Source organism: Erythrobacter sp. W36 (assembly GCF_057364935.1).
In genome coordinates this window covers 3,186,265-3,212,706 of the sequence record NZ_CP200281.1, presented here as the reverse complement: position 1 = coordinate 3,212,706, position 26,442 = coordinate 3,186,265, and the positions used below count along the sequence as shown (strand labels likewise).

At 60.2% G+C, this 26,442-nt stretch carries 26 protein-coding genes, 1 tRNA gene and 2 pseudogenes; 17 read left to right on the top strand and 12 right to left on the bottom strand.

Annotated features, from left to right (window positions below; genetic code table 11):
* The first annotated feature begins 77 nt into the window (after positions 1–77).
* The 5 genes from putA (at position 78) to AC0V6U_RS15800 (ending at position 7,198) form a co-directional block, all read left to right on the top strand.
* Positions 78–3,257, top strand: a complete 3,180-nt coding sequence (gene putA, locus AC0V6U_RS15820; protein WP_472644083.1) for a bifunctional proline dehydrogenase/L-glutamate gamma-semialdehyde dehydrogenase PutA — start codon at positions 78–80, stop codon at positions 3,255–3,257.
* 26 nt (positions 3,258–3,283) lie between these two features.
* Positions 3,284–3,811, top strand: a complete 528-nt coding sequence (locus tag AC0V6U_RS15815; protein WP_472644082.1) for a hypothetical protein — start codon at positions 3,284–3,286, stop codon at positions 3,809–3,811.
* A gap of 627 nt (positions 3,812–4,438) precedes the next feature.
* Positions 4,439–4,993, top strand: a complete 555-nt coding sequence (gene dcd, locus AC0V6U_RS15810) for a dCTP deaminase (RefSeq protein ID WP_472644081.1) — start codon at positions 4,439–4,441, stop codon at positions 4,991–4,993.
* 154 nt (positions 4,994–5,147) lie between these two features.
* On the top strand, positions 5,148–5,945 hold the full coding sequence (locus AC0V6U_RS15805) for a thioesterase family protein (protein WP_472644080.1): 798 nt from the start codon (positions 5,148–5,150) through the stop codon (positions 5,943–5,945).
* 77 nt (positions 5,946–6,022) lie between these two features.
* Positions 6,023–7,198, top strand: coding sequence for a saccharopine dehydrogenase family protein (locus AC0V6U_RS15800; protein WP_472644079.1), 1,176 nt, complete (start codon positions 6,023–6,025; stop codon positions 7,196–7,198).
* Between the two features lie 95 nt (positions 7,199–7,293).
* Here AC0V6U_RS15800 and AC0V6U_RS15795 read toward each other — a convergent pair whose 3' ends face one another.
* Positions 7,294–9,462 carry a TonB-dependent receptor gene (locus AC0V6U_RS15795; protein WP_472644078.1) on the bottom strand — a complete coding sequence of 723 codons (2,169 nt, stop codon included), beginning with the start codon at positions 9,460–9,462 and terminating at the stop codon, positions 7,294–7,296.
* Between the two features lie 229 nt (positions 9,463–9,691).
* Positions 9,692–9,766 (bottom strand) — tRNA-Gly (locus AC0V6U_RS15790).
* A gap of 262 nt (positions 9,767–10,028) precedes the next feature.
* Here AC0V6U_RS15790 and AC0V6U_RS15785 point away from each other — a divergent pair.
* Both AC0V6U_RS15785 and AC0V6U_RS15780 read left to right on the top strand, forming a co-directional pair.
* Positions 10,029–10,956 (top strand): annotated as a pseudogene (locus AC0V6U_RS15785) (tetratricopeptide repeat protein).
* A 7-nt stretch (positions 10,957–10,963) separates the two neighbouring features.
* Positions 10,964–11,572, top strand: a complete 609-nt coding sequence (locus AC0V6U_RS15780) for an LON peptidase substrate-binding domain-containing protein (RefSeq protein ID WP_472644077.1) — start codon at positions 10,964–10,966, stop codon at positions 11,570–11,572.
* A 56-nt stretch (positions 11,573–11,628) separates the two neighbouring features.
* On the opposite strand, the gene AC0V6U_RS15775 is transcribed toward AC0V6U_RS15780, so the two are convergent.
* Positions 11,629–12,636: a serine hydrolase domain-containing protein gene (locus tag AC0V6U_RS15775; RefSeq protein ID WP_472644076.1), complete on the bottom strand. Its 1,008-nt coding sequence runs from the start codon at positions 12,634–12,636 to the stop codon at positions 11,629–11,631.
* A gap of 250 nt (positions 12,637–12,886) precedes the next feature.
* Here AC0V6U_RS15775 and AC0V6U_RS15770 point away from each other — a divergent pair, with 250 nt between their 5' ends.
* A complete protein-coding gene (locus tag AC0V6U_RS15770; RefSeq protein ID WP_472644075.1) occupies positions 12,887–13,528 on the top strand; it encodes a TetR/AcrR family transcriptional regulator in 642 nt (213 codons plus the stop codon).
* A gap of 2 nt (positions 13,529–13,530) precedes the next feature.
* Positions 13,531–13,914: pseudogene (locus AC0V6U_RS15765) on the top strand (MAPEG family protein); the annotation flags it as partial.
* Positions 13,915–13,964: 50 nt separating this feature from the next.
* On the opposite strand, the gene AC0V6U_RS15760 reads toward AC0V6U_RS15765, so the two are convergent.
* From AC0V6U_RS15760 to argB, 5 genes are all read right to left on the bottom strand, one after another.
* Positions 13,965–14,606 (bottom strand): MarC family protein, encoded by a 642-nt coding sequence (locus AC0V6U_RS15760; RefSeq protein ID WP_472645789.1) that lies wholly within the window; start codon positions 14,604–14,606, stop codon positions 13,965–13,967.
* A 13-nt stretch (positions 14,607–14,619) separates the two neighbouring features.
* Positions 14,620–15,387, bottom strand: coding sequence for a hypothetical protein (locus tag AC0V6U_RS15755; RefSeq protein ID WP_472644074.1), 768 nt, complete (start codon positions 15,385–15,387; stop codon positions 14,620–14,622).
* 116 nt (positions 15,388–15,503) lie between these two features.
* Entirely contained in the window at positions 15,504–16,397 is an 894-nt protein-coding gene (folD, locus tag AC0V6U_RS15750) for a bifunctional methylenetetrahydrofolate dehydrogenase/methenyltetrahydrofolate cyclohydrolase FolD (RefSeq protein ID WP_472644073.1), read from the bottom strand.
* Positions 16,398–16,428: 31 nt separating this feature from the next.
* Positions 16,429–16,722 (bottom strand): YggT family protein, encoded by a 294-nt coding sequence (locus AC0V6U_RS15745; protein WP_472644072.1) that lies wholly within the window; start codon positions 16,720–16,722, stop codon positions 16,429–16,431.
* Positions 16,723–16,830: 108 nt separating this feature from the next.
* Positions 16,831–17,733 carry an acetylglutamate kinase gene (gene argB / locus AC0V6U_RS15740; RefSeq protein ID WP_472644071.1) on the bottom strand — a complete coding sequence of 301 codons (903 nt, stop codon included), beginning with the start codon at positions 17,731–17,733 and terminating at the stop codon, positions 16,831–16,833.
* A 253-nt stretch (positions 17,734–17,986) separates the two neighbouring features.
* Between argB and AC0V6U_RS15735 the strand changes: the two genes are divergently transcribed.
* From AC0V6U_RS15735 to AC0V6U_RS15710, 6 genes are all read left to right on the top strand, one after another.
* Positions 17,987–18,316 (top strand): BufA1 family periplasmic bufferin-type metallophore, encoded by a 330-nt coding sequence (locus AC0V6U_RS15735; RefSeq protein WP_472645788.1) that lies wholly within the window; start codon positions 17,987–17,989, stop codon positions 18,314–18,316.
* Between the two features lie 100 nt (positions 18,317–18,416).
* Positions 18,417–18,953 (top strand): thermonuclease family protein, encoded by a 537-nt coding sequence (locus AC0V6U_RS15730; protein WP_486169521.1) that lies wholly within the window; start codon positions 18,417–18,419, stop codon positions 18,951–18,953.
* A 100-nt stretch (positions 18,954–19,053) separates the two neighbouring features.
* Positions 19,054–19,452 carry a DUF4870 family protein gene (locus AC0V6U_RS15725; protein ID WP_472644069.1) on the top strand — a complete coding sequence of 133 codons (399 nt, stop codon included), beginning with the start codon at positions 19,054–19,056 and terminating at the stop codon, positions 19,450–19,452.
* A 195-nt stretch (positions 19,453–19,647) separates the two neighbouring features.
* Positions 19,648–20,121 (top strand): thermonuclease family protein, encoded by a 474-nt coding sequence (locus AC0V6U_RS15720; RefSeq protein ID WP_472644068.1) that lies wholly within the window; start codon positions 19,648–19,650, stop codon positions 20,119–20,121.
* A 39-nt stretch (positions 20,122–20,160) separates the two neighbouring features.
* Positions 20,161–20,874, top strand: coding sequence for a hypothetical protein (locus tag AC0V6U_RS15715; protein WP_472644067.1), 714 nt, complete (start codon positions 20,161–20,163; stop codon positions 20,872–20,874).
* A gap of 427 nt (positions 20,875–21,301) precedes the next feature.
* Positions 21,302–21,691: a hypothetical protein gene (locus tag AC0V6U_RS15710; protein ID WP_472644066.1), complete on the top strand. Its 390-nt coding sequence runs from the start codon at positions 21,302–21,304 to the stop codon at positions 21,689–21,691.
* 31 nt (positions 21,692–21,722) lie between these two features.
* Here the strand turns inward: AC0V6U_RS15710 and AC0V6U_RS15705 are convergent, their stop codons facing one another.
* Positions 21,723–22,211, bottom strand: a complete 489-nt coding sequence (locus tag AC0V6U_RS15705; RefSeq protein WP_472644065.1) for a hypothetical protein — start codon at positions 22,209–22,211, stop codon at positions 21,723–21,725.
* Between the two features lie 112 nt (positions 22,212–22,323).
* Here AC0V6U_RS15705 and AC0V6U_RS15700 point away from each other — a divergent pair, with 112 nt between their 5' ends.
* Positions 22,324–23,106 (top strand): hypothetical protein, encoded by a 783-nt coding sequence (locus AC0V6U_RS15700; protein ID WP_486169520.1) that lies wholly within the window; start codon positions 22,324–22,326, stop codon positions 23,104–23,106.
* Positions 23,093–23,287, top strand: coding sequence for a hypothetical protein (locus tag AC0V6U_RS15695; protein WP_472644063.1), 195 nt, complete (start codon positions 23,093–23,095; stop codon positions 23,285–23,287). The genes AC0V6U_RS15700 and AC0V6U_RS15695 overlap by 14 nt, the downstream gene beginning before the upstream one ends.
* Positions 23,288–23,292: 5 nt before the next feature.
* Here AC0V6U_RS15695 and AC0V6U_RS15690 read toward each other — a convergent pair whose 3' ends face one another.
* Genes AC0V6U_RS15690 through AC0V6U_RS15680 form a run of 3 tightly spaced genes read right to left on the bottom strand, consistent with a single transcriptional unit; the run spans position 23,293 to position 26,246 of the window.
* On the bottom strand, positions 23,293–24,186 hold the full coding sequence (locus AC0V6U_RS15690; protein ID WP_472644062.1) for a NaeI family type II restriction endonuclease: 894 nt from the start codon (positions 24,184–24,186) through the stop codon (positions 23,293–23,295).
* Positions 24,183–25,136 (bottom strand): DNA cytosine methyltransferase, encoded by a 954-nt coding sequence (locus AC0V6U_RS15685; RefSeq protein ID WP_472644061.1) that lies wholly within the window; start codon positions 25,134–25,136, stop codon positions 24,183–24,185. The genes AC0V6U_RS15690 and AC0V6U_RS15685 overlap by 4 nt, the downstream gene beginning before the upstream one ends.
* Before the next feature lie 60 nt (positions 25,137–25,196).
* Positions 25,197–26,246, bottom strand: a complete 1,050-nt coding sequence (locus tag AC0V6U_RS15680) for a ribonucleotide-diphosphate reductase subunit beta (protein ID WP_472644060.1) — start codon at positions 26,244–26,246, stop codon at positions 25,197–25,199.
* Positions 26,247–26,442 lie beyond the last annotated feature (196 nt).

Here is a 26,442-nt window from a genome sequence, read left to right as displayed (position 1 = left end):
CACAAGGGCTTGCGCGGCGATCCATCCGGGTTCAGATCACTGGCCTAGTGCAATTACAGAAGTGCGAATCGCCAGCCGTGACGAACCTTCAACCGCTCGACCGATCTGATCTGCGCCGCGCCTATCGCGCCGAGGAAAACGCCTGCATTGCAGAGCGCATTGAGCAGGCAGCCCCCGCCTCGCGCATGCACGCAGCCTCGGCTGAACTGGCGACCCAATTGATCGAAGGCGCGCGCGCGAAAAAGGCGAGCGGGATCGACGCATTCCTGCAGCAATTCGGGCTCGACACTGAAGAGGGCATTGCCCTGATGTGCATGGCCGAGGCGCTGCTGCGCGTGCCCGATGCGAGCACAGCGGACGCGCTGATCAAGGACAAGATCGGCGCGATCGATTGGTCGGAGCATTTGGGCGAGAGCGCCTCCACCTTCGTCAACGCGGCGACATTCTCGCTGATGCTGACCGGCGAAGTGATCGACCCGCCAGAGGCGCATCAGCGCGGCATGGGCTCCAGCCTGAAACGCGCGGTCAACCGCCTCGGCGAACCCGTGGTGCGCAAGGCGACCTTGCAAGCGATGAAGATCCTCGGCGGGCAATTCGTCTTTGGCCGCGACATTGACGAGGCGCTGGACCGGGCCAAGCCTGAACGCGCGCGTGGCCTAACGCACAGCTTCGACATGCTGGGCGAGGCGGCGATGACTTTCGCCGATGCGGCGCGCTACCGCGAGGCCTATGAGGGCGCGCTCGATCGGCTAGCCAAAGAAGCCAAGGGCGGGGTTGGCCCCTCACCGGGCATCTCAGTCAAACTGTCCGCGCTGCATCCCAAGTACGACTTTCTGCACGCCGACCAGGCCCGCACTGATCTGGTGCCCATCGTCCGAAGCCTCGCCGAACAGGCGCGCGATGCCGATATTCACTTCACCATAGATGCCGAAGAGGCCGAACGCCTCGAACTCTCACTCGACATTATCGAGGCGCTGATGGCCGATGATGGCCTGTTCGTGCGCGCCGATGGATCGCGCTGGGAGGGGTTTGGCCTCGCCCTGCAAGCCTATCAAAAACGCGGGCTGCCACTGTGCGATTGGGCCGCCAAGCTGGCGCGCCGCCACGGCCGCAAGCTGTTCGTGCGCCTCGTCAAAGGCGCCTATTGGGACAGCGAGGTCAAGCTCGCTCAGGTTGGCGGCCTCAGCGATTATCCGGTCTTCACCCGCAAGCTGGCAACCGATGTCAGCTACCTCGCCTGCGCCGCGCGATTGTTTGAGCACGCCGATGTGATCCGCCCCGCCTTTGCGACCCACAACGCCTACACCATCGCGGCGATCAAAAGCCTGGGCGCGGCCACGGCCTCAAGTAGCGAAGCGGTAGGCCAACAAAAACACTATGAGTTTCAACGCCTGCACGGCATGGGCGAGGAAGTGTATGATGCACTCGGCGCTCTGGAAGGCAACAACCGCACGCCGGTGCGCATTTACGCGCCGGTTGGCGGGCACAAGGAATTGCTCGCCTATCTCGTGCGCCGCCTGCTCGAAAACGGGGCCAACACCAGTTTCGTAAACCGCATGGGCGATGCCGATATTCCCGCCGCAGAGCTGGTCGGAGACCCGGTTGCGCAGCTCGCCGAATGCTCACCCTTCCGCAATCCGAACATTCCTTTGCCCGCCGACATCTTTGAAAACCGCGCAAACAGCGCCGGGATCGACCTGTCGGACCCGCTTGTGCGCGGCCCGCTGGAGCTTCGCCTCAATGAGCTGGCGGAGCAGCAATGGAACGCCAGCCCAACCTTTGTCAGCGAAGAGCCGGGCGAGATCGCGCCAATCACCATGCCGCATAATCTTAGCAGCCAGGTGGGCACGCGCCGCGACGCCACGGCGGAGGAGGTCGATTATGCCATCACAACCGCGCTCGCGATCCAGCCCGGCTGGGATACGCTAGGCGGGGAAAGCCGGGCCGCGCTGCTCGATGAGGCCGCCAATCTGTTTGAGGCGCATTCGGCGGAGTTTCTCTCCCTGTGCCAGCGTGAGGCGGGCAAGACCCTGCCGGATGCGGTGTTGGAGCTGCGCGAAGCGGTCGATTTCCTGCGCTATTACGCGCGCGAGGCGCGCCGCCAATTTGCTGAGCCGACCGTTCTTCCCGGCCCTACGGGCGAGGAAAACCTGCTCTCGCTGCATGGACGCGGCGTCTTCGCCACGATCAGCCCGTGGAACTTCCCGCTCGCCATTTTCATCGGCATGGCATCCGCCGCGCTGGCCGCTGGCAACAGCGTGATCGCCAAACCTGCCGAGCAGACCCCGCTGATCGCAGCGCTGGCGGTGAAATTGTGCCACGAGGCGGGCATCCCGGCAGAGGCGCTGCAATTGCTCCCCGGCGCGGGCGACGTTGGGCAAATGATCACCTCTGATCCGCGTATTGCCGGGGTGGCCTTCACTGGCTCAACAGAGACCGCGCGCGCCATCAACCTGGCACTCGCAGGCCGCGATGGCCCGATTGCCACCTTGATTGCGGAAACTGGCGGGCAAAACGCGATGATCGTCGATTCCTCCGCCCTGCCAGAGCAGGTAGTGCGCGATGTGCTGGCCAGCGCTTTTCAAAGCGCCGGGCAGCGCTGCTCCGCGCTGCGCGTGCTTTACTTGCAAGAAGACGTTGCCGACGAAATGCTGGCCATGATCCGGGGCGGGTTCGATGCGCTCAGCATTGGCGATCCGCGCCAGCTTTCCACCGATGTTGGCCCCGTGATCGATCCCGATGCGCAGGCCGCGCTGGAACGCCATGTGGCCCGGCGAGAGCAGCTGGGCGGCACCGTCTGGCGCAGCGAGCTGCCCAATGGCACAGAGCATGGCTGCTTCGTCGCGCCGACCATCATTGAGATCGATTCCATCCTCGATCTGAAGCGCGAGAACTTTGGCCCCGTCCTGCATGTCGCGCGGTTCGCCGCGAGCGGGCTCGACCAAGTTGTCGCCGACATCAGCGCCACCGGATTTGGCCTGACCTTGGGGCTGCATAGCCGGATCGAGAACACCCGCAAGCGCGTGCAAACCGCCGCGCGGGTCGGCAATTTCTACGTCAATCGCAATCAGATCGGCGCGGTGGTGGAAAGCCAGCCGTTCGGCGGTGAAGGCCTGTCAGGCACCGGACCAAAGGCGGGCGGGCCGCACTACCTCGCCCGCTTCGCCACCGAACGCGTCAGTTGCACAGACACAACGGCGGCGGGCGGCAATGCCAGTCTTTTGGGGCAGCCCGCCGCGCCAACCCTTGCAAGCTAAGCGGGCTTCGATTTATCACGCCGCCCATGAAACGGATCGCAACCCTCATCGTCACTTTGCTCGCTCTCGTCTGGAGCGGACCCGCCTTTGCGGCGGTGACCATGCATTTTCACAGCTTCAACGGATCGGTGCTGTTTGGGCGCTATCCCCACACCTTCATCGTGCTGGAGGGGACGCTGGGATCGGGCAAGGTGGTGAACGAGAATTACGGCTTCACCGCGAAGAAGGTCTCGCCCGCGATTTTGAACGGGCCGGTGGTGCACGACATCCTGGTTGAGAAACCAAAGTACATCAAGAAAACCAACCGCCATTTCAGCGTCCGGCTGACCGATGCGCAATATGAGCGGATAAAGGCCGAGGTCAGCAAATGGCGCAATGCACCGGGCAAATATTACGACCTCGACACGCGCAATTGCATCCACTTTGTCGGCGCAATGGCGCAGATCGCCGGGCTAAAGGTGAACTACCCGGAGAATATGCTGAGACGCCCGAAGAAATGGCTGAACCATGTGACGGGGCTTAATCCGGCGCTGCGGGCGAGGGCGATTAAGTGAGGTGAATGTCGCATTTTTGGGGGATGGAAGCGGACGTTAGATCTTTTCGTCAAATCTCTCGCACTTCACTGTAATATTATCGGTATCAAGGTAACCAGGATCACTTGGGCTAAGATTTGTCCGACGCGTGAATCTAGAGCTTCGATACTCTATCCGGAATACCTGGCTTGGGTCGTTTTGATCAATATCATTTACGTCAAATGATGGGCAGGAGGTTTCTATGATCAGTAGAATTGGATCTTCGCCTCGATCTAGAGGTCGGACTTCGTAAACGCCTCCTTCGGCCCCCATCAATTCCCCTGTAGATGCTCGAATATGAGATAGAGCAATTGTCCCAATAACAGTCTTGTTTGGTGCGTTGGCCGGACTGATGCACGAAAAAAGCAAAAGCAGGGGGAACGCAGCCAAGGCACGAACTGTAACTGGCATGAAGTTTCCTCTCAAAAGACACGATCCGATTGGCCCTTGAGGCAGTAGCAAAGTCCAAATGCCTTGTCCTCACTAGGTCTCCAAGTGGATCGCTAGCGGACACACCTTCTTAGCGTATCGCGCCCTCGCTCAATTCCTCCCACACCTAAAACCTTGGCCGCGCTTGCCCCCGAGCGCTGGTTCGGGAATCAATCACGCATGGCGATTCTTTCAGACAAGTGGATTAGGTCCAAGGCGCAAGATGAGGGCATGATTGAGCCCTTTGTTGAGGCTCAGCGGCGCGAGGGCGTCATCTCTTATGGCCTCTCATCCTATGGCTATGACGCGCGGGTTGCGGATGAGTTCAAGATCTTCACCAATGTGAATTCAGCCACGGTCGATCCTAAAAGCTTTGATGCGGGCAGCCTGGTCGACCGCAAGACCGACGTCTGTATCATCCCGCCCAATTCCTTTGCTCTGGCGCGCACAGTCGAATATTTCCGCGTGCCCGAAGACGTGCTGGTAATCTGCCTGGGCAAGAGCACCTATGCGCGCTGCGGCATCATCGTGAATGTCACCCCGCTAGAACCGGGCTGGGAGGGGCATGTGACGCTGGAATTTTCCAACACCACGCCGCTGCCTGCGAAAATCTACGCCAATGAGGGCGCGTGCCAGTTCCTGTTCCTAAAGGGCAATGAGCGCTGCGAGACGAGCTATAAAGACCGCGCGGGCAAATATATGGGCCAGCGCGGCGTGACCTTGCCTCGGCTTTGATTGGGGTGCGGCCAGCCCATCCAGGCTGACCTTGCCTCACCGCCCCGCGCCCTCCACCCTTCCACCCGGATTGTCACACCGGGTTAGGATCCGGGTGGAAGGGTGGAGGGCGCGGGGTGATCCCGGTATCTCAAAGAAAAGGAAACGCGCACCCATGACCATCGCCAAATTTCCATTCTGGCGGGTCGTGCCGTCTGAAAGCGGGCGCGAGGGCGAGTATGTCCTGCCCATCACCCGGCCCGCGACGGTTGGCCCGCCCGGCAATCCGCACATCATGGGCGGTGCCTGCCTGGGCGCGGCGGTGGACGCGTTGGAGCTGTCCAGCCAGCAACCCCCGCTATGGGCGACCATCCAGTTTCGCACCCCCAGCCAAGGCGCAGAGGAGCTCACCATCCGCTGTGAGCAGGTGGGCGGCGGGCGCAGCATTGGCCAATGGCAGGCGGACGTCATCCTAAACGGGCGAGTGATCCAGATGGTCACCGCCGCCGTCGGTGCGCGCGAGCCGAGCGAGCAGGTGCTGTTTGCGAAAATGCCCGACGTCCCGCAACCAGATGATTGCCCGGAGAAGCCAAAGGATGCCAATGGTTTTGATGACAATCTGCCCGGTCAGCTTGAGCGGCGCACCGCACTGGAGGACAATGAGCGCGGGATCGAGGCCGTGTGGTCACGCTCCAAAGCGGGCTTCGCCAATGATGCTGGCCTGCTGGCGGTGATCTCAGACTTCTTCCTTGGTGCGCACCCGCGCGCGCACGGCGGATCGAGCTTGGATGCAACCTTCCGCTTCATCCAATCGGCGCCGCCGGGGTGGGTGCTGTCCGTGACCCAAATGTCCGCCTTTGATCGCGGCGTTGCTCAGGGGCAGGCGCAGCATTTCGGCGAGGATGGCACCTTGCTGGCAATCTCCAGCCAGACCGGCGTCGTGCCGCGCGTTCCGCTTTCGGGCCTCGCTTAGGAACCACCTGCGCGGTAACGGCTTTGACTCTGTGATCATGCGCGCGCATCAAGCGAACGCAAAAGGAGAGTTTTCGTATGGCTAAGACCGAATTCGACATCATCATCTATGGCGCCACCGGGTTCACCGGGCGGCTTGTTGCTGAGCATCTGAGCAATCACTATGGCAGCCGCGATGATGGCCCCAGCTGGGCGATGGCCGGGCGCAGCCTGGAAAAGCTGGAGGCGGTGCGCGACGAGATTGGCGCGCTTACCAGCACACCATTGGTTGTGGCTGATGCCGATGACATGGCCAGCCTGGAGGCGATGTGCGCGCGCACCAAAGTCGTGCTGACCACGGTTGGACCATACCAGCTTTACGGCGACAATCTGGTCGAGGCCTGCGTCAAAACCGGCACGGATTACACCGACCTGTGCGGCGAGCCGACTTGGATGCGTGAGAAGATCGACCAGTTCGGCGATGCGGCCAAGGCCAGCGGCGCGCGCATCTGTTTCTCCAGCGGGTTCGATTCCATCCCCTTCGACCTCGGCGTGTTGATGGCTCAGAAAGAAGCGAAGAAGCGTTTTGGCAAGCCAGCGCCGCGCATTCGCGGACGCGTGCGCGCAATGGCGGGCGGCGCATCAGGCGGAACGGTGGCCAGCATGACCGAGACGATGAAGGCGGTGGCCAAGAACCCGTCGCTCATCAACGTCCTGCGCAGCTCCTTCGGTCTGACCCCAGGCTTTGAGGGACCAAGTCAGCCCTCCGGCATGGTCCCGACCTATGAGAAAGACCTCGACAAATGGGCCGCCCCGTTTGTGATGGCCGCGATCAACACCAAGAACGTGCACCGCACCAACTTCCTACTCGGCCACCCCTACGGCGAAGACTTCGTCTATGATGAAATGGTGCTGACCAGCCCAGGCGATGCGGGCAAGAAGATGGCCAATGCGGCGGCGGAAATGATGAAGAACCCGTTCGGCGCAAAGCCGCCTAAGCCAGGTGAAGGCCCCAGCAAGGAAGAGCGCGAGAACGGGCATTACGATGTCTTGTTCGTCGCAGACATGCCGGATGGTGAGAGCCTGCATTACGGCGTCAACGGCAAGTATGATCCAGGCTATGGCTCAACCAGCCGGATGATCGCCGAAACCGCAATTGGCCTGCTCAGCTGCAAGGCGGAAGGCGGCATTGGCACACCGGGTTCCTTCATGGGCGAGGATTTGGTCAAGCGGCTCGAGGAGCATGCTGACCTGACGTTTGCCTTAGAGAATTAATCCGCAGGCAAAGCTGAATATAAACGCGCAAAAAGGGCAGGCCTGGCATTCGCCGGACCTGCCCTTTTTATTGCGTTCCCGCTTAAGCGGCGGAGTTAGAAGCTGAAGCGGACGTTCGCTTTCAGATTGCGCCCGGCGAGCGGCACGAAATCCTTGGTAAAGCTCGCGTGGCGGCGGCCAACAACATCAAACAGATTGTCGACGCCGACCACCAGGGTCACGTTCTCGCGGCTCGGCAGAGGGCGCCAGGCGACCGACAGGTTCACAAACGCAAACGCATCGGTTTCTGTTTCAAAGGCGTCGACTTCGTCTTGCTCGCCAAACCATTGCACTTCTGCGCGCGCGTCAAATGCATCGGTTTGCAGCTCCAGCGCGCCGAGCAATTCAATCGGCGGAATGCGCGGTACGGCGGTGCCATCGTCGAGCTCTGCCTGAATGTAAGAACCGCGCAGGTCGGCCAGCAATTCCATTCCGCCGTTTTTGAACAATGGGAATTGAACCTCGCCCTCGATGCCGAAGTAATCCGCATCATCCTGAAGGAAAACGAACACTGGCAGGCCATCCTCTTCCTCGCCATTGCCGGAGAGGAAGATGTAGTCGTCGAACCATTGGTTGTAGACCGCGAGGCTGAATGTCGCCGGACCCACTTGGCCGCGCGCGAAGGCTTCGACGCCCCATGCGCTTTCGGTTGCCAGTGTGGTGTCGCCAATTTCAAATTGCTGGGTCGCAATATGCGGTCCATTGGCGAACAATTCTTCCGCCGCCGGAGCGCGTTCGACGCGCGAGACATTTACGCCGGCACGGAAGGCATCGTCAGCTTCGTAGACGAGGCCGAGCGCGCCTGAGAAATTGGTGAAATCACGCGAGACGCCCAGTTCCTGCGAGGAGACATCGGTGAATTCCACGCGGCCAGCGGCTTCCAATTGGATAGGACCGGGCCCGAATTCTTGCAGCGCAAACAGCGCAAATTGATCGGTGATGTTGGGGGCGACAAAGGCCTCTTCACCAATCGCCTGAAAATCGCGGTAGGTGTATTGCAGGCCAATCGAACCGCGCGACGGCCCGGTTTCGCTTTGCGAGAGCTCGACCCGCGCCTCAAGGCTTTCGACATCGAATACGGTGCCGACTTCATCGCCTTCAAATTCGGTGTGGGTGTAATCGGAATAGCCAAAGCGGATTTTCAGCCGCTCGAAAAATCCATCGCCGAGATCGAGGTCGGCCAGGAAGTCTGCGCGGAATTGCTCCAGGCCAATGGTGACGATTTCCTCACCCTCTTCCTCGCCTTCTTCCTCTTCACCTTCTTCGCCATGCGCGTGCTCAGTGCCGGGGCGGCCGGGGACGCCGTAATCGGTGTCGTAAAAGCCAATTGAGGCGCCAAAGACGTTGTTGCCGGAAATGAAGCTGAGGCCAGCATTGGCCGTCCAGGTTTCGGTCGCGGAGTTCGGAATGACGCCGCGCGCTTCGGCTGCTTCGCGCAGTTCCGCTGCCTCTTCAACCTCGCCCTCGGCTTCTTCTTCGTCCGCCAGTTCGAGGATTTCAGCGCGCAGTTCCGGCGCGATTTGGAAACCGCCGATCTCCAGATCATTGGTGTTGCGATAGCTGCCATCGACGTGGAACACGAAGCTGTTGCCCAGCGGCAGATCAAGCGACGCGCCCAGATTGCGCAGATCGCTCGCGGTATCCGCCGCCACGATCGCATCGAAATGCAGCGCTTCATCTGGCATCCGGCGCGGGATACGCTTGTCGATGACGTTGACAGCGCCGCCGATGGCCTGGCTGCCGAACAGCAGCACAGCTGGGCCGCGCAGCACTTCGATCCGCTCAGTCGTCAGCGGCTCAATCGTGGTCGCATGGTCAGCCGAGGTGTTGGAGACGTCTGCTGTACCCAGCCCGTCAACCAGAATGCGCACGCGCTCACCTTGGAAGCCGCGCAGAACCGGGCGCGATGCACCGGGAGAGAAGCTGGTCGCGGACACGCCGGGCAATTTGGCGAGGACTTCGCCGATCTGCCCGTTCAGGTTCTTCTGAATGTCTTCAATATCGAGCACCGAGGTACCGGCGAGCACGTCCAATTGCTCCAGGCCAGCGGCGCTGACGATGATATTGCCTTCCGCATCGACCTGGCGATTGTGCAGGTCGTCGGCGAGGCGTTCCTCGGCCTGATCACTGTCTGGCTCCGCTTGCGCCTGTGCGGCGGCGGGGGTCGTAATCAGCCCAAGCGAAAGAGCTGTGGCAAGCGCCAAATGAGAGGTTGTCGGTTTCATGATCGTCCCTGATCGAGAGTAGCTGGATGTAATAACGTATCACGCCACTAGCAGAGGCGCTCACGCTTGCAAGCTTGTTCTTTGATGGTTCGACGAATCGCTGTGAATGACCGATGAGCGGCACGGTGAGCTGCACTGCGCCCGCCAGGAACCGAGCGCGCGAGGGAATATGCCGCGCTTATCAGACGCGCTTCCCCAAAAGGGGAATACATTCGCAAATTGGAAGAAATGGAGCGGGCGAGGCGATTCGAACGCCCGACCCCAACCTTGGCAAGGTTGTGCTCTACCCCTGAGCTACGCCCGCTCACTGACGCTCTGCGTGGATGCGATAGATTCGCTATTCCTCGCCGGGGAGGTGGGCAGCTAGCAGCGAGCACGCAGGCCTGCAAGCCTAAAAGTCATTTGCCGCAAAAAGTCTCATGTTTTGGCAACTCATCGATTGCCAAACGCGCCCGCGCCAGCAAAACTCAGACCTTCACATTCCACCCCCCGCGCCCCACATTGCGTGATATCACAGCAATTGCGCGCAAACGCGCGGTATAAACAGGAGCAAACCCTTGGCCAGCATGGGTCTCAATCTCGAAGAGCAAAAAGCGGTTGATCGGTTCCGCACCGAAGTGGTCGAGCCATCACAGACGAAACTGGTGATCCTCGACTTTTGGGCGGAATGGTGCGGGCCGTGCAAGGCGCTGGCCCCGATGCTGGAAAAGGTCGCCGCTGAATACGCCGACAAGGGCGTGGTGCTGGCCAAGCTCAATGTCGATGAAGAGAAATTCATCGCCGGGCAGTTTCAAGTCAAATCCATCCCGACCGTCTATGCGATGTTCCAGGGGCAACCGGTGGCTGACCTAACCGGCGCGCGCAGCGAATCGGAGCTGAAGGGCGCGCTTGACCAGCTGCTGTCGCAATTGCCGATCCAGGCAGGCGCGGCTGATGGCGAGCCGCAAGGGCCCACGCCGGAAGAGATTGAGCAAGCCATCGGCATGGCCGAGCAATCGCTGATGGAAGGCGATGCCGACCGCGCAGCCGGTATGTTTGCGCAGATCACCGAATTCGCCCCTAACCATGCGATTGCGCATTCCGGCCTGGTCCGGGCGCTGATCCAATTGGGCAAGACCGAGGAAGCGGGCCAGGTTCTGGCCGCGATCGAGGAAGACGAGAACCTAGCCAAAGATCCGGCGATTGCTGCGGCCAGAAGCGCGCTGGACCTTGCTAGGCACACAAGTGGACGACAGCGAGCTGGCAGGATTGCAAAACGCCGCCAAGGCCGCCCCTGAGGATATGGACGCGCAGCTCGCCTATGCCGAGGCCGCCTTTGCGGGCGGAGAGCGCGACGCGGCGGCGAACACGCTGCTTTCCATGGTCACCGCTGACCGGGAATGGAACGACGGCGCGGCGAAAGCGAAGCTGCTGCAAATCTTTGAGGCCACTGGCCTAGAAGACGAATGGGTTGTCGCCACGCGCCGCCGCCTGTCAAAGATCCTGTTCGGCTAAGCCCAGCATGACCCGCCTCTCCATCTTCCCTTTGCCCGGCGCGATCCTCTTTCCAGGATTGCAATTGCCGCTGCATATCTTTGAGCCGCGCTATCGCTCGCTGGTGGGAGATGCCTTGGTGCGGGACCGTAAGATCGCTCTGATCCAACCGCAGCGTTCCATTGACGGCGCGCCGCTTTATACGATCGGCTGTGTCGGGCGCATTGGTGAGGTCGAGGCGATGGAAGATGGCCGCTACAACCTCATCCTTGAGGGCGAGGCGCGCTTTAAACTGATCCGCGAGCTGGATGTCGCCACCGCCTTTCGCCAGGTCGAAGGCCAGCTGATCGAGGATGACGAGAACGACGTGCTGAGCGCGATTGAGCGCGCAGGCTTTGAACAAGAGGCCCGCCGGTTCGCGAGCGCTCAGGGCTATAGCGTTGATTGGGATTCCGTCGAGCGGCTCGACGATTTCTCGCTCATCAACGGCGTCTCGCAAATCGCGCCGTTTGATCCTGCATCAAAGCAAGCATTGTTGGAGGCGGAGAACATCCATGCCCGCTGCGAATTGCTGATCCAGCTGATGCAATTCTTTGGCCGCGGCGATGGCGGCGAAGAGATTATGACGCTGCAGTAGGTTTGGGTCTAACTTGGCCTTGCGGCGCGCATCGCGCCGACCGGGCCGAGTGGCGGCTATTTCTCCTCAGGAACCGGCAGGCTCTTTAGCAAAGCGGTGAGGGCCATAAACGCCCGGCGCTCAGCATTGCTCTTGTTGTAATTCTCGGTCTGCACAACCAGCACAGCGTCCATATTCGGCACGACCGCGACGATATTGCCGCCATTGCCCTTCATCATCCACGCCGCTTCAAATCCCCGCGACGAACGCAGCGGCATCGCCCACCACAACCGGCCATAATAGACATGCTCGCCCAGCTGATGGCGCGGGGTCAGCATGGATTTGATCCATTCGCGCGGGACAATCCGCTCGCCCTCCCAAACCCCCATGTTCAGCACCATCCTACCGATCTTGAGCAAGGCGGTATCGCTGATCGTCAGCTGGCCGCCCGATTGCACCTCGCCGCTGCGCGATCGCCGCCAATCTGCACCATCTATACCCAGCGGATCAAACAGCCGCCGCTGGACATACAGATCAAACCGCTCGCCGACGGCCTTCTCAACCACCTGGCCAAGCAGGAACACGCCCGCCGTGCAGTAGGAAAATGGTCCGTCGCCGTCCGCATCACGAGTGTAGTCGCGCGCGGGCAGGCCAAGCGCAAAATCGCGCCAAATGCGCGTGCGATACATCTTTTCTTCCTGACCCGGCGAACGGCGCTCCCAATCGTTGCAATCAAGCGCGGATGACATCGATAGCAGATCGCCAATGGTTATCGCGCTGTGCACCCCTTCGCGCGGCGAGTCGAGAAAGGGCCAGACTTTCACATCAACCCCAGCGAGCTTTCCATCAGCAATCGCGGCGCCCACGGCGAGCGCGGTGATCGATTTGCCAGCCGATTTGATATCAACCCGGTCGCCCAGTTCGCCTTTGCCAAAGCGCTTGCGATAGACAATTTCGCCATGCTGCTCCGCAGAGAGCGCCCTGATCTTACCAAGATCGCCCGTTTCAATTTGCGCCTCGATCTGCTCAAGGCTCAGCTGCGCCAAGGGTTCGTTGCGGGATTGAGCGGCGACGGGCGATGGCATGAAACACGCTAGTGCCAAAGCAATTGGCCAGACGTGAGCGAACCCTGCCCGCAAACATTTTTCGAAATGGATCACACGCCCTCTCACACAACTCGATGATAAGACTGCCGCCAAAAGCATGAATACGAGCGGAATGAGCGCGCGCAATCGCCAAAGCGCGGCGGTTGGCCCCGGGACCTGAGCGCTTCTGCAACCCAACGTCGCAGCTCAAGGCTGGCGGCCCGCCACAAACCTAACTAAACGGTTACTTATGAACGTACAGGTCTTTGCCACCCGCGGTGAGCGTACCCGCGCCCACATCATCTCTGTTGCCGCTGGACTGTTCTGGCGCCGCAATTTTCACGGGGTTGCCGTTGACGAGGTGGCCAGCGCTGCGGAGGTGAACAAGGCGACCATTTATCGCTATTTCGCCGACAAGCGCGATCTGGCTCTGGCGGTAGTGAAGCAGCACGGCATTGCGACCTTGGACATGATCTTTCGCTCAAAAACGGCCGAGGACACCGCGCCAGAGGCCCGCCTCGCAGGCATCTATCACCATATTTACAGCGTGCATGCCGAGCTGTGCGAAGAAGAGGGCGATGTCCATGGCTGCCCGATTGTCGGCCTCGCGCTGGAGCTGGGCCAGGACATGCCAGAAGTGCGCGTGGAGGCCGCGCGCATCTTCGACGCGATGGAGGCGCATATGTCCGAGATTGCCTTTGACGCCATCGCAGCTGGCCGGGCTGAGGGCGATGCAAATGTGTTGGGGCGCACCCTCACTCAATTGCTCCACGGCGCATTTGCCTCCGCCCGCGTTTCATCAGAGCCGACGCGCATTTTGGACGCAGGCCTCGCCTCGCTTAGCCTGATTGGCTATCCGGAAACCAACATTCTTGACCAGAAGGCGAATTGATCATGAACGTGCCGCTCTATTCCGCGATCCTGGGTGCCTTTCTCGTGATGTTGCAAGCCGGTCTGATGCTTAATGTTGGTCTGCACCGGTCAAAGGGTCAGTTCATTGGCAATTGCGAAGATCCAAATCTGGAACGCAAAGTTCGCAGGCATGGCAACCTAGCGGAAAACGCAGGGTTGTTCTTGGTGGTGATTGCGCTGCTCGAGATCCTAGTTGGCCAAACGACTTACGTCTTTGCTCTGTGCATTCTGTTTGCCGCCGCCCGACTGCTCCATGCGCTCGGATTTTCCTCGTTGGCGGGATCGCATGGTGAAGATCTGTCTGGCGGCCGCAAAGCTTTTGCAGGAATGCGGGCTATGGGAGCGATGGGCACGTTGCTGACGGCGGTAGGCCTAGCCTATGGAATCTTTTCAAACCTGCTAGGCAGCCGCCTGGATCAGGAAATTGCTGGGCCGCCCAAGGCGAATGCGCCGCGTAGGCCATCGATCACATATTGCGCCGCGAGCGCTGCGAGCAGCACACCAAGCAGGCGGGTAATCACCGCTTCCACCTTATCGCCAAACACGCGCATCAGCGGGCCAGCCGCGACAAGCGCGATGGCGGTAATCGCGAGCACCAGTCCGAGCGCGGCGAACACTTCGATGGTTTGAGCGGTTCCATCCGCCTCATTCATCAGCAGCATGACCGCCGCGATTGCGCCTGGTCCGGCGAGCATCGGCATCGCCATTGGGAAGACGGACACGTCCTCAATTTCTGGATCAGCACTGATCTTGTCGGCGCGTTCATTGCGGCGCTGGGTGCGCTTTTCGAACACCATCTCAAACGCGATCCAGAATAGCATCAGCCCGCCCGCAATGCGGAACGAGTTGAGCTCGATATGCAAGGCGGAGAGCAGGTCTTCGCCAAAGAAGGCAAAGATCACGAGAATAACGGCGGCAATCCCGCTCGCCCGCAGCGCCATATTGCGCGCCTGGTAGAGCGTCGCGCCCTTGGTCAGGCCAGCATAAATCGGCGCGCAGCCGGGCGGATCGATCACCACAAACAGGGTGATAAAGGCCGAGACGAAAAGTTCAGGCAGCATGTTTCCGCCATCAGCTCTCCGGCGGAGAAGTCAAGCTTTCTTCAATCGCCGTGCGCCATTCACCCTGATAGAAATACTCAGCAGCGAAGTATTTAATCCCATCTGGGCGATGTTCCCAGCGCCATCGCAAGGTGCCATCACCCGAGAGGGTTGAACCCTGCGGATGGTCGCTGGCGAGTGAGAGCGCTGGCGGCGGAGGGGCGGCGTTCCCGCGGCGTTGAGGGCAATCCGCAATCAGACCTTCGACCGCATCAATCGCAGTGACAACAATATCGCCGTCTTCAAATTCTGGGCGCGGCGGTGGCTGCGGATTGTCACGCCCAGCGACATCATAAACCCAGCGATATTGAAGATCTGGTTGACGCTGCCAGACAGTCACATAATTGCCAACTTGCGCTTCCTGATCGCGGAAGCGCCCCAGACTAATCGCGACCGCACCGTCACAACTCATCATAATGGTGCGCGGACCCCATGCAACGCTCGTCTTTGGGTTGCTAAGGCGCGTGTACAAGGCAATCCCATCCACGGTTCCGTTGCGACCGTGTAGCAAAGCCCCCGACGCGGCATAGGCAAGTCCAGCGGTGTATTGTCCTTCGGATTGTGCGGCACGGGCATAGGCGAGTTCTGTCGCAACGATTGTGCTTGGCTGAGCCTCGCCCGGCACGCCAACAAGAACGCGGTTGATGACTTCGTTGGACGGGCCGCGCTGCGGGGCAGCGCAGGCTGATAGGGCGGCAAGGCTCGCCAACACCAATGTGCGATTGATTGCGCGGATCATCAACTACTCCGTTCGTGCTGAGCCTGTCGAAGCACTGTCCATATATTTACACCAATGCTCTTGGAAGAAGAGCAGCCCTCGGGCAAGCTCAGGGCGAACGGGAATTTTGGGTCGCGCTAAAGCCCCTCCGGCACAGCGAGCCCTGCATTGCGATGCGCAGCAACCAGAGTGTTGCGCAGCAGCACGGCGATCGTCATCGGGCCAACTCCTCCAGGCACGGGCGTGATCGCGGCGGCCACTTCGCTGGCCTCGTCAAAGGCGACATCACCCACAAGCCGCCCTTTGTCTGCGCCGGGTTCTGGCGGCAGCCGGTTAATGCCCACATCAATCACAGTCGCGCCATCCTTCAGCCAGTCCTTGCCGATCATCTCTGGACGACCCACTGCGGCAACGACGATGTCCGCGCGCTTAACGACCCCGGCGAGATCTTTGGTCCGGCTGTGCGCGATGGTGACCGTGGCATTGGCATCGAGCAGCAGCTGAGCCATCGGTTTGCCAACGATGTTGGAGCGGCCAATCACCACCGCCTCAAGGCCAGAAAGATCGCCGAGCCGATCCGCCAGCAGCATCATGCAGCCCAACGGCGTGCACGGGACAAATCCCGATTGGCCGACCGAAAGACGCCCAGCATTGATCACGTGAAAGCCATCGACGTCCTTATCCGGGCTGATCGAGGCGATGATCGATTGTTCGTCGAGATGGCCCGGCAGCGGCAGCTGAACCAATATGCCATCGACCGCATCATCATTGTTGAGCCGGTCCACCAGCGCGAGCAAATCCGCCTCGCTCGTGTCTGCGGGCAGGCGGTGCTCAAAGCTCTCCATATTGGCAGCGACGGTCGCCTTGCCTTTGGAGCGGACATAGACATTGCTCGCCGGATCCTCTCCCACCAGCACCACGGCGAGGCCCGGCTTTCGTCCGGCTGCCTCGGCAAATGCCGCCGCCGATGCGCCAACCCGCTCGCGCAATTTGGCCGCAAAGGCTTTTCCGTCAATTCGTGTGGCGGTCATTCTGGCAGGCTTCCCATTGAGTTGAGTAAGGTCAGACGCTTTTAATCACTGCGCCCAGGATGATGAGGATGATTTGCAGCGTGATGATCAGCACCAAGGGCGAGAAATCAATCGCGCCGGTTGCGGGCATGATGTTGCGGATTGGGCGCAGCACCGGGTCCAGCAGGCTGTTGATCGAATTGTAGAACGACATCAGAAACTGGTTCGATGGGCTCACCACGTTAAAGGCGAACAGCAGGCCAATCACAAATTGAATGATGATGAGCATGATCAGCGCGCTCGTGAGCAGCGAGACAATGTCGTAAACGGCGTATAATCCTTGCATCGTTTGGTCTTTTCATTGGTGGGTGGGGCAATTGCTGCACCACTCGGTTGAAGTCCCTAAGGCCGTATTACCCGACTAATACGCTTCATTCCAGCATTAACAGTGGTTTCACGCGCGCACCAGCGTGCCAGCGCCGCGTGCTGTGAAGAATTCAAGCAGCATTGCGTGCGCCACCCGGCCATCCAGCACAACCGCCGCTTCGCAGCCGGATTCGACTGCCGTTACGCAGGTCTCCAGCTTCGGCACCATGCCGCCTTTGATCACACCGCTATCGCGTAAGGTCCTGATTTGCTCCGGGTTGAGATCGGTCAAAAGTTCGCCGTCTGCATCGAGTACGCCCGCCACATCGGTGAGCAGGAACAGGCGCGCCGCCCCCAGCGCCGCCGCAATCGCGCCCGCCATCGTGTCGGCGTTGATATTGTAAGTCGCGCCGTCTTCTCCCGCCGCGATCGGCGCGATCACGGGGATCATTCCAGCAGCAACCGCGGTGTCGATCACGCTGGTATCGACCTCTGCCGGTTCGCCGACAAAGCCGAGATCCACGACTTGTTCAATGTGGCTTTCCGGATCGCGCGTCGTCCGCTCCACCTTGCGCGCGCGCACCAGTCCGCCATCCTTGCCAGAGATGCCCAGCGCCTTACCGCCCGCCTCAGCCAGCCAGCCGACCAGCTGTTTATTGATCGCGCCGGACAGGACCATCTCCGCAACCTTCGCAGTCGCTTCATCGGTGACGCGCAGGCCATCGACAAAGGTGGTCTCAACGCCCAGCTTCTCCAACATCTCGCCAATTTGCGGACCGCCGCCATGCACCACAACCGGGTTAATCCCGACCGCCCTGAGCAGCACAATATCCTCGGCAAAATCGCGCGCGGCCTGAGGATTGCCCATTGCGTGCCCGCCATATTTCACCACGAAAGTGCGACCGGCATAACGCTGAAAATAAGGCAGTGCCTCGATCAAGACCTGCGCTTTGGCGATCTCTTGGGCTTGCGGCTCGCTGGATGCGGTCATGGATAGCGCTCTTCTTTGCTCAAACTTCGCTGGCGCGCCTGAGGCTTTGTTAGCCCGGACGCTGAGCGCAGCGCTTAGCGGCTAACGCGCTGTCTGGAAAGCGCTGTGCAGAGCTACGCTCACGCCAAATCGCACCTTCAGGGTTGCAATTGAATTGCATCGCCGCGTAACCTCTAAGGCGCGGATTGCGAACTGCCCAATAGGCGGTGCATGCGTTACCCCCGCCGACTTGGATTTTTTGGAGGACAATATGATCACTACTCGCACTAAAGGTTCTTTCACTCTCGCGATCGCTGCTGGCCTTGCGGCTGCGTGTTCAGGTGGCGGCTCAGCCCCAGCTGAAGACGGTGCAGCAGGCAGCGAAGCAGAAGCTCTGGCAGCGGCCGGTGGCGGCGAGAAAGAGAAGTGCTTCGGCGTTTCACTCGCTGGCAAGAACGACTGTGCAGCGGGCCCAGGCACGAGCTGTGCTGGCACCAGCACTGAAGACTATCAAGGCAACGCCTGGACCTATGTTGACGCTGGCACATGCGTCGACATCGAAACGCCAAACGGCAAAGGTTCACTGACCGAAATCACCGCCTAAGCTGGCGGATATCCGGGTGCTGACCCGGATTCAAAACGTATAAGGGCCGCTGGGAGCAATCCTGAGCGGCCCTTTGCTTTGCCGCTTTAGAGCCTGCTAAATGCCCACCATGTTCAAACGACGATCCCGTAAGCGGCGCAAAAGCTGGTGGGCATCGGCGCGCGTGATTGCGCTGGCCGCCGCCGTCACGGCGCTGTGGTGGTTCGTCTATCGCCCGCTCACAGCGGAGGGCGAATGGATCGCAGTCGAGAAGGACTACGGATTGTGCGCCGTGCGCAGCGACAGCCCTGTCCAGGGCTGCGTGATTGATGGCGATACGCTGGCCATCGGCTTTGGCGAGCAGGCCCGCCGCATCCGCTTTATCGGGTTCGACGCGCCAGAGCTGGACGGAGCCTGCGAGGCGGAGCGGGCGCGCGCCATCCAGTCTCGCGATTTCCTTCATGGGTGGCTCGGCGAGGGAGCGTTTGAGTGGAGCGGCGCGGACGAGCCGCCGTTCGACCAATATGGCCGCGAACTGCGTGAAGTGCGGCGCAAGCAGTCCGGCAATCGCTATGAGTATTTGGCCGATACGATGATCGAACGCGATCTCGCCGCCGCATCCGGCTGGGGCACTACCCCGCGCGATTGGTGCGAGTGAGCGCGCGGGCGCGGGGCCGTGCTGTGGATGGGCGCAGTTGCACAACACGCACGGTACGTTACGTAGGGACACGTAAACGCATCTCATGGGGGATCATGCAATGAACGACACCAAGACCAACATCCCAGAGCCAAGCTCTGGCAATCGTCAGCCCGCACCGCACGGCGGCGGCTTTGACGCCAACCGTCCGACCATCATCAGCCTGCTCTATCTCGCCAGCTTTGTGACCGGGATCACCGGACTTGTCGGCATCGTGCTTGCCCATGTGTGGCAGGGCGAGGATCAAGAGCCGTGGATGGCCTCGCACTACACCTATCTCATCCGCACTTTCTGGATTGGCCTCGTCGCATCGATCGTAGCGAGCTTGTTGATCTTCGTGCTGATCGGCTTTCTGTTGCTGCCAGTCATCGCCGTCTGGGTTGGCGTGCGCAGCGTGATGAGCCTTCTCAAAGCGCAGAAGCAAGAGCCTATGCCGGACCCAGAGACGCTGGCATTCTAAGGCCCGCCTGACACCGCGCTGCTTGCAGCGCTTGACCCACGATCGGGGCTGGCCACGCGCTGGCCCCGTTTCGTATCGGGGTGCTGGGCTGTGATGCCGCTCACTGATCCCGCCTTCCCGTAGCGCTTCGATAGGTAGCAACCCTCGGGGTTCTACCGAATGATGCCTTGAGTCCTGCTGGGCCATTGCCGGGGGATGACCCATCGCACCTACTCCCTTCGCCTGCCCCTCATCTGCGCAGCTTTGGCTCTGCTCTTCAGCGCCGCTTCCATCCCGCCCGGCACCCAAGCCCAAGCGAGCGAAGCCGCCGACACCGAACGCGCCCGCTTCCCGGTCTGTACCGGCTCCGGACGGATCACCTGCATCGTTGATGGCGACACGATCTGGTACCAGGGGACCAAGATCCGCATCGCCGATATCGACACGCCAGAGGTCTCCCGCCCCGCCTGCCCGCGCGAGGCGCGGCTGGGCGATCAGGCAACCGCGCGCATGCAGGCGCTGCTGGATGCCGGACCGTTCAGCCTTCAGCCGAGCGCCGATGGCCGCACCGCTGACCGCTATGGCCGCGCGCTCCGGGTTGTGACACGCGGCGGGCAGAGCCTTGGCATGACGCTCGTTCGCGAGGGCCTTGCTGAGGAGTGGGGCGGGCCGCGCATCAACTGGTGCTGAGCGGGTGGCGCGAAGCAAGCCGCGCTGATACCAAGCGGCATGATCACAAGCCTCAGATTCGCCGCCACCGGCCTCGCCGCCCTCTCGCTCACCGCCGCTTGCACCCAGCCAGCCGATGGCGACGCCGCATCGCCCGCGGCGGGCGCTGACACGCAAGCCGAGTTCTGGGCCGCACTCTCCACCCACTGCGGCAAGGCCTATGCCGGCCAGCTCACCAGCGAAGACGAAGCGGATGCAGACTTCGTCGGCAAGGCCATGGTCATGCAGGTCCGCGAATGCAGCGACACGCGCATCGCCATCCCCTTTCACATCGAGACCGAGCCCGGCGTGTGGGACCGATCGCGCACCTGGCTGATCACCAAGACCGACGCTGGCCTGCGCCTCAAGCATGACCACCGCCATGAGGACGGCGAGGAGGACGCGGTCACCATGTACGGCGGCGACACCGCGAATGCCGGCACCGCGTCGCGTCAGGAGTTCCCCGTCGACGCAGAGAGCATCGCCCTGTTCGAACGCCCTGAGTTCGAGGGCGCCTATTGCGCCTCCATCGTCAACACGTGGAGCGTTGAGGTTGACCCAGCGGGCAGCGAGACGCCCACCTTCGCCTACACCCTCACCCGCCCGATCCGCATGGCGCGCGACAAGGGCGATGATGGCTCCTGCGAGGCCCGCCACATGGGCCGCACCTTCCGGGTCGAGTTCGACCTCGCCAATGAGGTGGAGGCCCCGCCCGCAGCCTGGGGCCAGGTGTAGTCGCTCCGCCGCACCCGCACTCGGCTCGTCGCAGCTGAGCCACGCTTGGAACGCCTGGAACACAGTCTTAGCGCTTAAATCCAATCGATCACAAAGCGCGGTATTGATCGCTTTTTCCGATTGAAGCTGCGCGTGGTCCATCCGCGCCGTGTACTCGCGCATGCACCCTGTAGGAAAATCGAATACGCCCGCCGCCCGGCGCACCGCTTGCAATTCGATCCGCTGCGATCTAATTGCCCGCTCCCGCACGAAAGTGACAGATGCCAACACAAGGAGGCAGTTATGTTTATATTTTTCCTGCCCTCCAAAGGGCATTCATAGACAGCCCACTGGGCGTCCATAATTCGGCAGAACCCCACGCGCCGCGCGTCTGATTAAGGCGTTCGCAGCCAGTTCTGCTGCTCTGTCCTCTCGTCAGGAAATTCTCATGTATCTGCGCTTTACCGTCCCCGGGGCGGTCACCCGTGCGCGCGTTGCGCCCGGGCCATTTTACTTAGCCAGCGAGCTCTATTGGAGCGGCGACCACGACGGCGACCCTGTCTTGGTCGCGATCCGAGCAGAGCTCGACTGGTTCAACAAGCAATTGCCTGTGCCAAAGCGCTTTAGCGTTAGGGCAAAGGGCGTGTGGTGGGACGATGGCATTTGCTGGTTCCGCGACAGCGCCCGCGATGCGCTCACCCATATGGAGGCGCTCGTGGCACTGATGGAGGAATGCGATGTGCCGGTGGAGCGGGTGTGGACCCGCGATCCCGGACAGCTGATCTATCGTGATCAGTGGCAAGTCGTCGCAAAGCCGGAGCGCGCGCGGTTCAATTGAGGTCGCGCGCGCCCATCACCACCCCAAATCGCTACTCGCTGCTTTCGCTGCGCCCGCCGGTGATGCCGAAGCCTTCTATCGCGCGGTCTTCGACGTGGCCGCGGTGGTACATGTCGATATGCACCAGCGTTTCGGCCGGTTCGCTGCCCTCACAGGTCACCGCATAGCCATCGACGATATTGCCATAGGGCGACATGCCCATGCTGCCCACGCGGTAGAATTTGGGCCGCGAAAGATCCTGGCAGCGCAGGCGCGAAAGATAGGCGCGCTGACCCGGCGGCATATGCGCGCGCACGGGGTTTTCGGCTGAGCCGAGCGGGTACGCGCTGGCCGCTTCAATAGCCGCCTCCAGCTCAGCGCCGCTGGTGGCGGAATTGCCCGCCAGCATGCTCGCCAGAACATCGGCATCCGCATCGGACGCCGCGCTGGCGGAAGCAACCCGGCTGTCATCGCCAGTGCTGCATCCGGCCAGGATCGCCGATCCCAAAACGCCCAGAACGCTGCTGGTCAAAACTCGCATGATATTGTCTCCCCCTTCAAGTCGCTGCGTCAGACCCTAAAATAAAGCCTGAGATTTTCCCAAAAGAAATGGTATTTATTGCCCCGGTTGTTTGAAATGGGGGGTGAAGACAATGCGATTTTCCATGAAACTCGGCGCGGCGCTGGCGATGATCGCGCCGATCGCGGTGGCGGCACAATCGGGCCTGACCCCGGCCAGCTTGAAGGCGAGCGGACTCAATTACGAGAGCGAAGTCACCGCGCTCTATCTCGGTGATTTTGCCAATGCGCGGATGCAGCCAGAGGGCAATGCCTATGCGTTTCTGCTGAACGAATATATCAACGCTTTCTCTCGGCGGTGCCCGGCGCAATTGCCCGCCAATAAGGTGGAGATCATGGCCACCCGCTGCGTCCGAGAAACGGTGACACGCGATGGTTGGGGCACAGAGATCAGCCGCACCTGCTCACAGTCTGAGACTTACGGCACTGGGCGCCTTGCCGATCCGGCCTTGCTGCGCATATCGAGCAATCTTGAGGCGAAGCAATCGCGCGAAATCCTGGGCAGTATTATCCCCAATGGCAATGATCCCGCCGCCACCGCGCGCCGGATGACCGATATCGCGCTCGCGGCGAAGGGCGATATGGATGCGCTGCTGGGCCAGAACAGTTGCAGCAGCGCGGCGCTCAAACGGTTTCAGGCCAATCTGGAGCGGTTTGGCACAGGCCAAGCGCCCCTGCAGCTCGCGAACAAAGCGACCCTCGCCTCCACACGCGGCGGCACAGCCTATGTGAAATCCGATTACGGCAAGCTGGTCGATGCGCTGATCCGGGAGAACGCGCGCGGTTGGATGATGAACCGCTATGTCGGGGGCAGCGTGTCGGGCGTGTCGGTGGCGAGCACCGATGCCGCTGGCTAAGCCCACCGCGATCAGCGCGCGTTACCAGTTTAACCAGCTGGGCCAGATCACCAATGGCAATGTTCGCGTGACCTACCGCGATGGCCGCCCGGCGTGCCTGTACTTCTTCGACGCCCCCAGCACATGCCGCGTGCCCAGCCCCGGCGTCGTGACCGCCTATGAGAAGGGGGAATTTCGGTAGGGGGATTAATCTATATGTTTCGACGCTCTTAGGATCGCAGCCTCTGCGTTCGTCTTGGGGCAATAGGACATAAACTCGCGCTTACCGAATTTCAGGCCTAGGTCACGCATGAGTGCTTGGTCCGTCTCTGAATAGAGAATCGCAATTCCCATGGGCGCTAGGATGTCCCGCGCTCCTCCATTGCGCCTCACACGTTTCATAAAGTCATCTTGCGCCGCAACGGCTTCGATTTGAACTCTAGAAATTGGCACTTCTTGAAATCGCTCGAAGAGCTTAGCAATCCGGCGAGTGCCGCCTCCTTGCATAATCTCAGTGCGATCCTTTTCCGTGGTGAGGGCCCAGAAGTTCGGTGTGTATTCAAAGCTATTTGCAATCCACCAAATGTTTTTACGGCCTTCAGCTGAGAAGCTCGTCTTTGCATCGCGATTTTTACCGGAACGAAGATAGGCTGGCCGTGCGCGCGCAATACCAAAATCACAAATAGCGTTGATCTCATCAACTTGGATCAGAATGCATAGTTCATCAATGGCCTCTGGAGGGATCATCCAACCTCCAGATTGCGAAGAAGTAGTTGTCTTCACATCGACTTCTTCGCCCCCAATCAGCAGGTCTAGCTTTATCCCTTTGGGCACAGCCAACCAGTCTCGAAGGATTATCTCGAACTTTGTCCCAAGGTAGGTCTTCTCAGTCTTCTCTAAGTCGGCAAAGAAAAAACGACCTGTCCTAGCGGTATCGATCACTTCATCGATCGCAGATCGGAAAAATCCTCTCAGCCTTTCCTCGAAACTGCCCCAGCCACCTACAGCCGAAATTAAGTCTGATTCGAGTTTTGAGAGATCCTCAAAGTCTGCATGCGCATCGGGCAGTGGAGCCCGGGAAAGGTCGCCAAAAAGGCTCACGCAGCCGCCATTGAAATCACTTTGTTGGCGCGAAGAGCTATGCTTAAATTCCGTGCAACAGCCTTGGCCACTGGCGGCGGAAACGCGTTGCCGATTTGACGATAACTGGTCGTCTTACCGCCTGAGAATTGCCAACTATCCGGAAAGCCTTGAATTCGTGCCGCCATTCTCAGTGTTAATCGAGGCATGCCAACAAAGTCCGGTTCAGGAGCGTCGTTTGCCAGACTTTTGCCCTCTACGCCCAGCGATGCCCAAGCACGGCGTGCACGTGTAGGGCCTAAATCAGGGCCGCCATGCTTTTTTGATCCTCCAACAAGAGTTGGAGCAATTTCATTTGCTCGCTCAGCCCACTGATCAACTCCACGCCAACCGTTGGATCCCATCAAGTCCCGCAAACATTCCCCGACGGTCGGTGGGTTCTGTGGTTGGACTTCCGGCCAATCAAAAGCATCGACGAGATCTTTTCGAAGCGCAACGATCACTACTCTAGGGCGGAGTTGTGGTACGCCAAAGTCAGATGAATTCAGCAACCGCCAATCGACATGATATCCAAGTTTCGAAAGCTGCCTTTTAAGCTGCCCGCGATAGTCTTCAAATACAGCAGAAAGAAAACCGCGGACATTTTCGATCATGACCGCTTTTGGTTTAATCTCATCAATCAGTCTAATCGCCGCAGGGAACAGGTTACGCTCATCTTTTTCGCCAAGCTGCTTCCCAGCAACCGAGAATGGTGGGCAAGGCAGTCCCGCCGTTAGCAGTTCTACCCCTTGAAACGGCCTTCCATCGAATTCAGCCATATCCGTTGCTCGAACGTCCCAATGAGGGCGGTTGAGCTTCAGCGTCTTGGCAAACTCAGGTTCAATCTCGACTAGCGCCTCATGCCGAAACCCGGCTTGCTCAAGACCAAGAGCTTGGCCGCCGGCACCGGCGCAAAATTCGATGGAATGCATGCGATACTCCCTATCTATCGCAAGCGATATGTTCTTTATCTGTTCCGGTCAAGCGGAACCCTACTCCGCCGCTTCGGTTTCTCCGAACATATCCGGGCCATCGCTGTCCGCTGCCACTTCGTTTGCGGCGTTGGCTTTCTGGCGGTTGTCGAAGCTGGACCATACGGTGTTCCAGTCGCCCTTGGTCGCGCCTTTTGAATATTCGGTTGCGCGGGTTTCGAAGAAGTTCGCGTGCTCAACGCCGTTCAGCAGCGGGCTGAGCCATGGCAGTGGGTGCTCGTCGATCATGTAGATCGGCTGGAGGCCCAGCTGGCCCAGGCGCCAATCGGCGATGTAGCGGATGTACTTCTTGATTTCCTTCGCGCTCATCCCGTTGACCGGGCCCATTTCAAACGCGAGGTCGATGAACGCATCTTCGAGGCGCACGGACTTCTGGCAGACATCGACGATGTCTTCCTTCACCGCCTTGGTCAGGCAGTCGCGTTCCTCCACGAAGGTGTGGAACATCTTGATGATGCCTTCGCAGTGCAGCGTTTCATCGCGCACGGACCAGCTGACGATTTGCCCCATGCCCTTCATCTTGTTGAAGCGCGGGAAGTTCATCAGCATCGCGAAGCTGGCGAACAATTGCAGCCCTTCGGTAAAGCCGCCGAACATGGCGAGCGTGCGGGCGATATCCTCGTCGGTGTCGACGGTGAATTGCTGCATGTAATCGTGCTTGTCGGCCATTTCCTCATATTCAAGGAAGGCGGAATATTCGCTTTCGGGCATGCCGATCGTGTCGAGCAGGTGGCTGTATGCCGCAATGTGCACCGTCTCCATATTGGAGAAGGCGGTGAGCATCATTTTGATCTCGGTCGGCTTGAACACCCGGCCATATTTGTCGTGATAGCAATCCTGCACTTCGACGTCGGCCTGAGTGAAGAATCGGAAGATTTGCGTGAGCAGATTGCGCTCGTGCTCGGTGATCTTTTGCGCCCAATCGCGGCAATCCTCACCCAGCGGCACTTCCTCTGGCATCCAGTGGATCTGCTGTTGACGTTTCCAAAAGTCGTAAGCCCACGGATATTCGAACGGCTTGTAGGTCTTACGGGCTTCGAGCAACGACATGTGGTGTTCCTTAGATTGGTGTTCTTGAGCTCTTATAGGGAATCAAACTACGAAAACGAAGGCAAGGATGGACTCAACGCCGGGGATAAACCGTGCAAAATGTGAGTCGAACCGTGTGAGCGCTTAAGGGCTTTCCGCAGTCTTGCAGACCATGCAACGAGCACACGCGCGTCTGGTGCAAGTGACACCGCCTGCG

Coding starts and splice junctions, on each gene's coding strand:
- AC0V6U_RS15815 (WP_472644082.1), top strand. CDS start 3,284: ATGAAACGGATCGCAACCCTCATCGTCACTTTGCTCGCTCTCGTCTGG.
- dcd (WP_472644081.1), top strand. CDS start 4,439: ATGGCGATTCTTTCAGACAAGTGGATTAGGTCCAAGGCGCAAGATGAG.
- AC0V6U_RS15805 (WP_472644080.1), top strand. CDS start 5,148: ATGACCATCGCCAAATTTCCATTCTGGCGGGTCGTGCCGTCTGAAAGC.
- AC0V6U_RS15800 (WP_472644079.1), top strand. CDS start 6,023: ATGGCTAAGACCGAATTCGACATCATCATCTATGGCGCCACCGGGTTC.
- AC0V6U_RS15795 (WP_472644078.1), bottom strand. CDS start 9,462: ATGAAACCGACAACCTCTCATTTGGCGCTTGCCACAGCTCTTTCGCTT.
- AC0V6U_RS15780 (WP_472644077.1), top strand. CDS start 10,964: ATGACCCGCCTCTCCATCTTCCCTTTGCCCGGCGCGATCCTCTTTCCA.
- AC0V6U_RS15775 (WP_472644076.1), bottom strand. CDS start 12,636: ATGCCATCGCCCGTCGCCGCTCAATCCCGCAACGAACCCTTGGCGCAG.
- AC0V6U_RS15770 (WP_472644075.1), top strand. CDS start 12,887: ATGAACGTACAGGTCTTTGCCACCCGCGGTGAGCGTACCCGCGCCCAC.
- AC0V6U_RS15755 (WP_472644074.1), bottom strand. CDS start 15,387: ATGATCCGCGCAATCAATCGCACATTGGTGTTGGCGAGCCTTGCCGCC.
- folD (WP_472644073.1), bottom strand. CDS start 16,397: ATGACCGCCACACGAATTGACGGAAAAGCCTTTGCGGCCAAATTGCGC.
- AC0V6U_RS15745 (WP_472644072.1), bottom strand. CDS start 16,722: ATGCAAGGATTATACGCCGTTTACGACATTGTCTCGCTGCTCACGAGC.
- argB (WP_472644071.1), bottom strand. CDS start 17,733: ATGACCGCATCCAGCGAGCCGCAAGCCCAAGAGATCGCCAAAGCGCAG.
- AC0V6U_RS15730 (WP_486169521.1), top strand. CDS start 18,417: ATGCCCACCATGTTCAAACGACGATCCCGTAAGCGGCGCAAAAGCTGG.
- AC0V6U_RS15725 (WP_472644069.1), top strand. CDS start 19,054: ATGAACGACACCAAGACCAACATCCCAGAGCCAAGCTCTGGCAATCGT.
- AC0V6U_RS15720 (WP_472644068.1), top strand. CDS start 19,648: ATGACCCATCGCACCTACTCCCTTCGCCTGCCCCTCATCTGCGCAGCT.
- AC0V6U_RS15715 (WP_472644067.1), top strand. CDS start 20,161: ATGATCACAAGCCTCAGATTCGCCGCCACCGGCCTCGCCGCCCTCTCG.
- AC0V6U_RS15710 (WP_472644066.1), top strand. CDS start 21,302: ATGTATCTGCGCTTTACCGTCCCCGGGGCGGTCACCCGTGCGCGCGTT.
- AC0V6U_RS15705 (WP_472644065.1), bottom strand. CDS start 22,211: ATGCGAGTTTTGACCAGCAGCGTTCTGGGCGTTTTGGGATCGGCGATC.
- AC0V6U_RS15700 (WP_486169520.1), top strand. CDS start 22,324: ATGCGATTTTCCATGAAACTCGGCGCGGCGCTGGCGATGATCGCGCCG.
- AC0V6U_RS15695 (WP_472644063.1), top strand. CDS start 23,093: ATGCCGCTGGCTAAGCCCACCGCGATCAGCGCGCGTTACCAGTTTAAC.
- AC0V6U_RS15685 (WP_472644061.1), bottom strand. CDS start 25,136: ATGCATTCCATCGAATTTTGCGCCGGTGCCGGCGGCCAAGCTCTTGGT.
- AC0V6U_RS15680 (WP_472644060.1), bottom strand. CDS start 26,246: ATGTCGTTGCTCGAAGCCCGTAAGACCTACAAGCCGTTCGAATATCCG.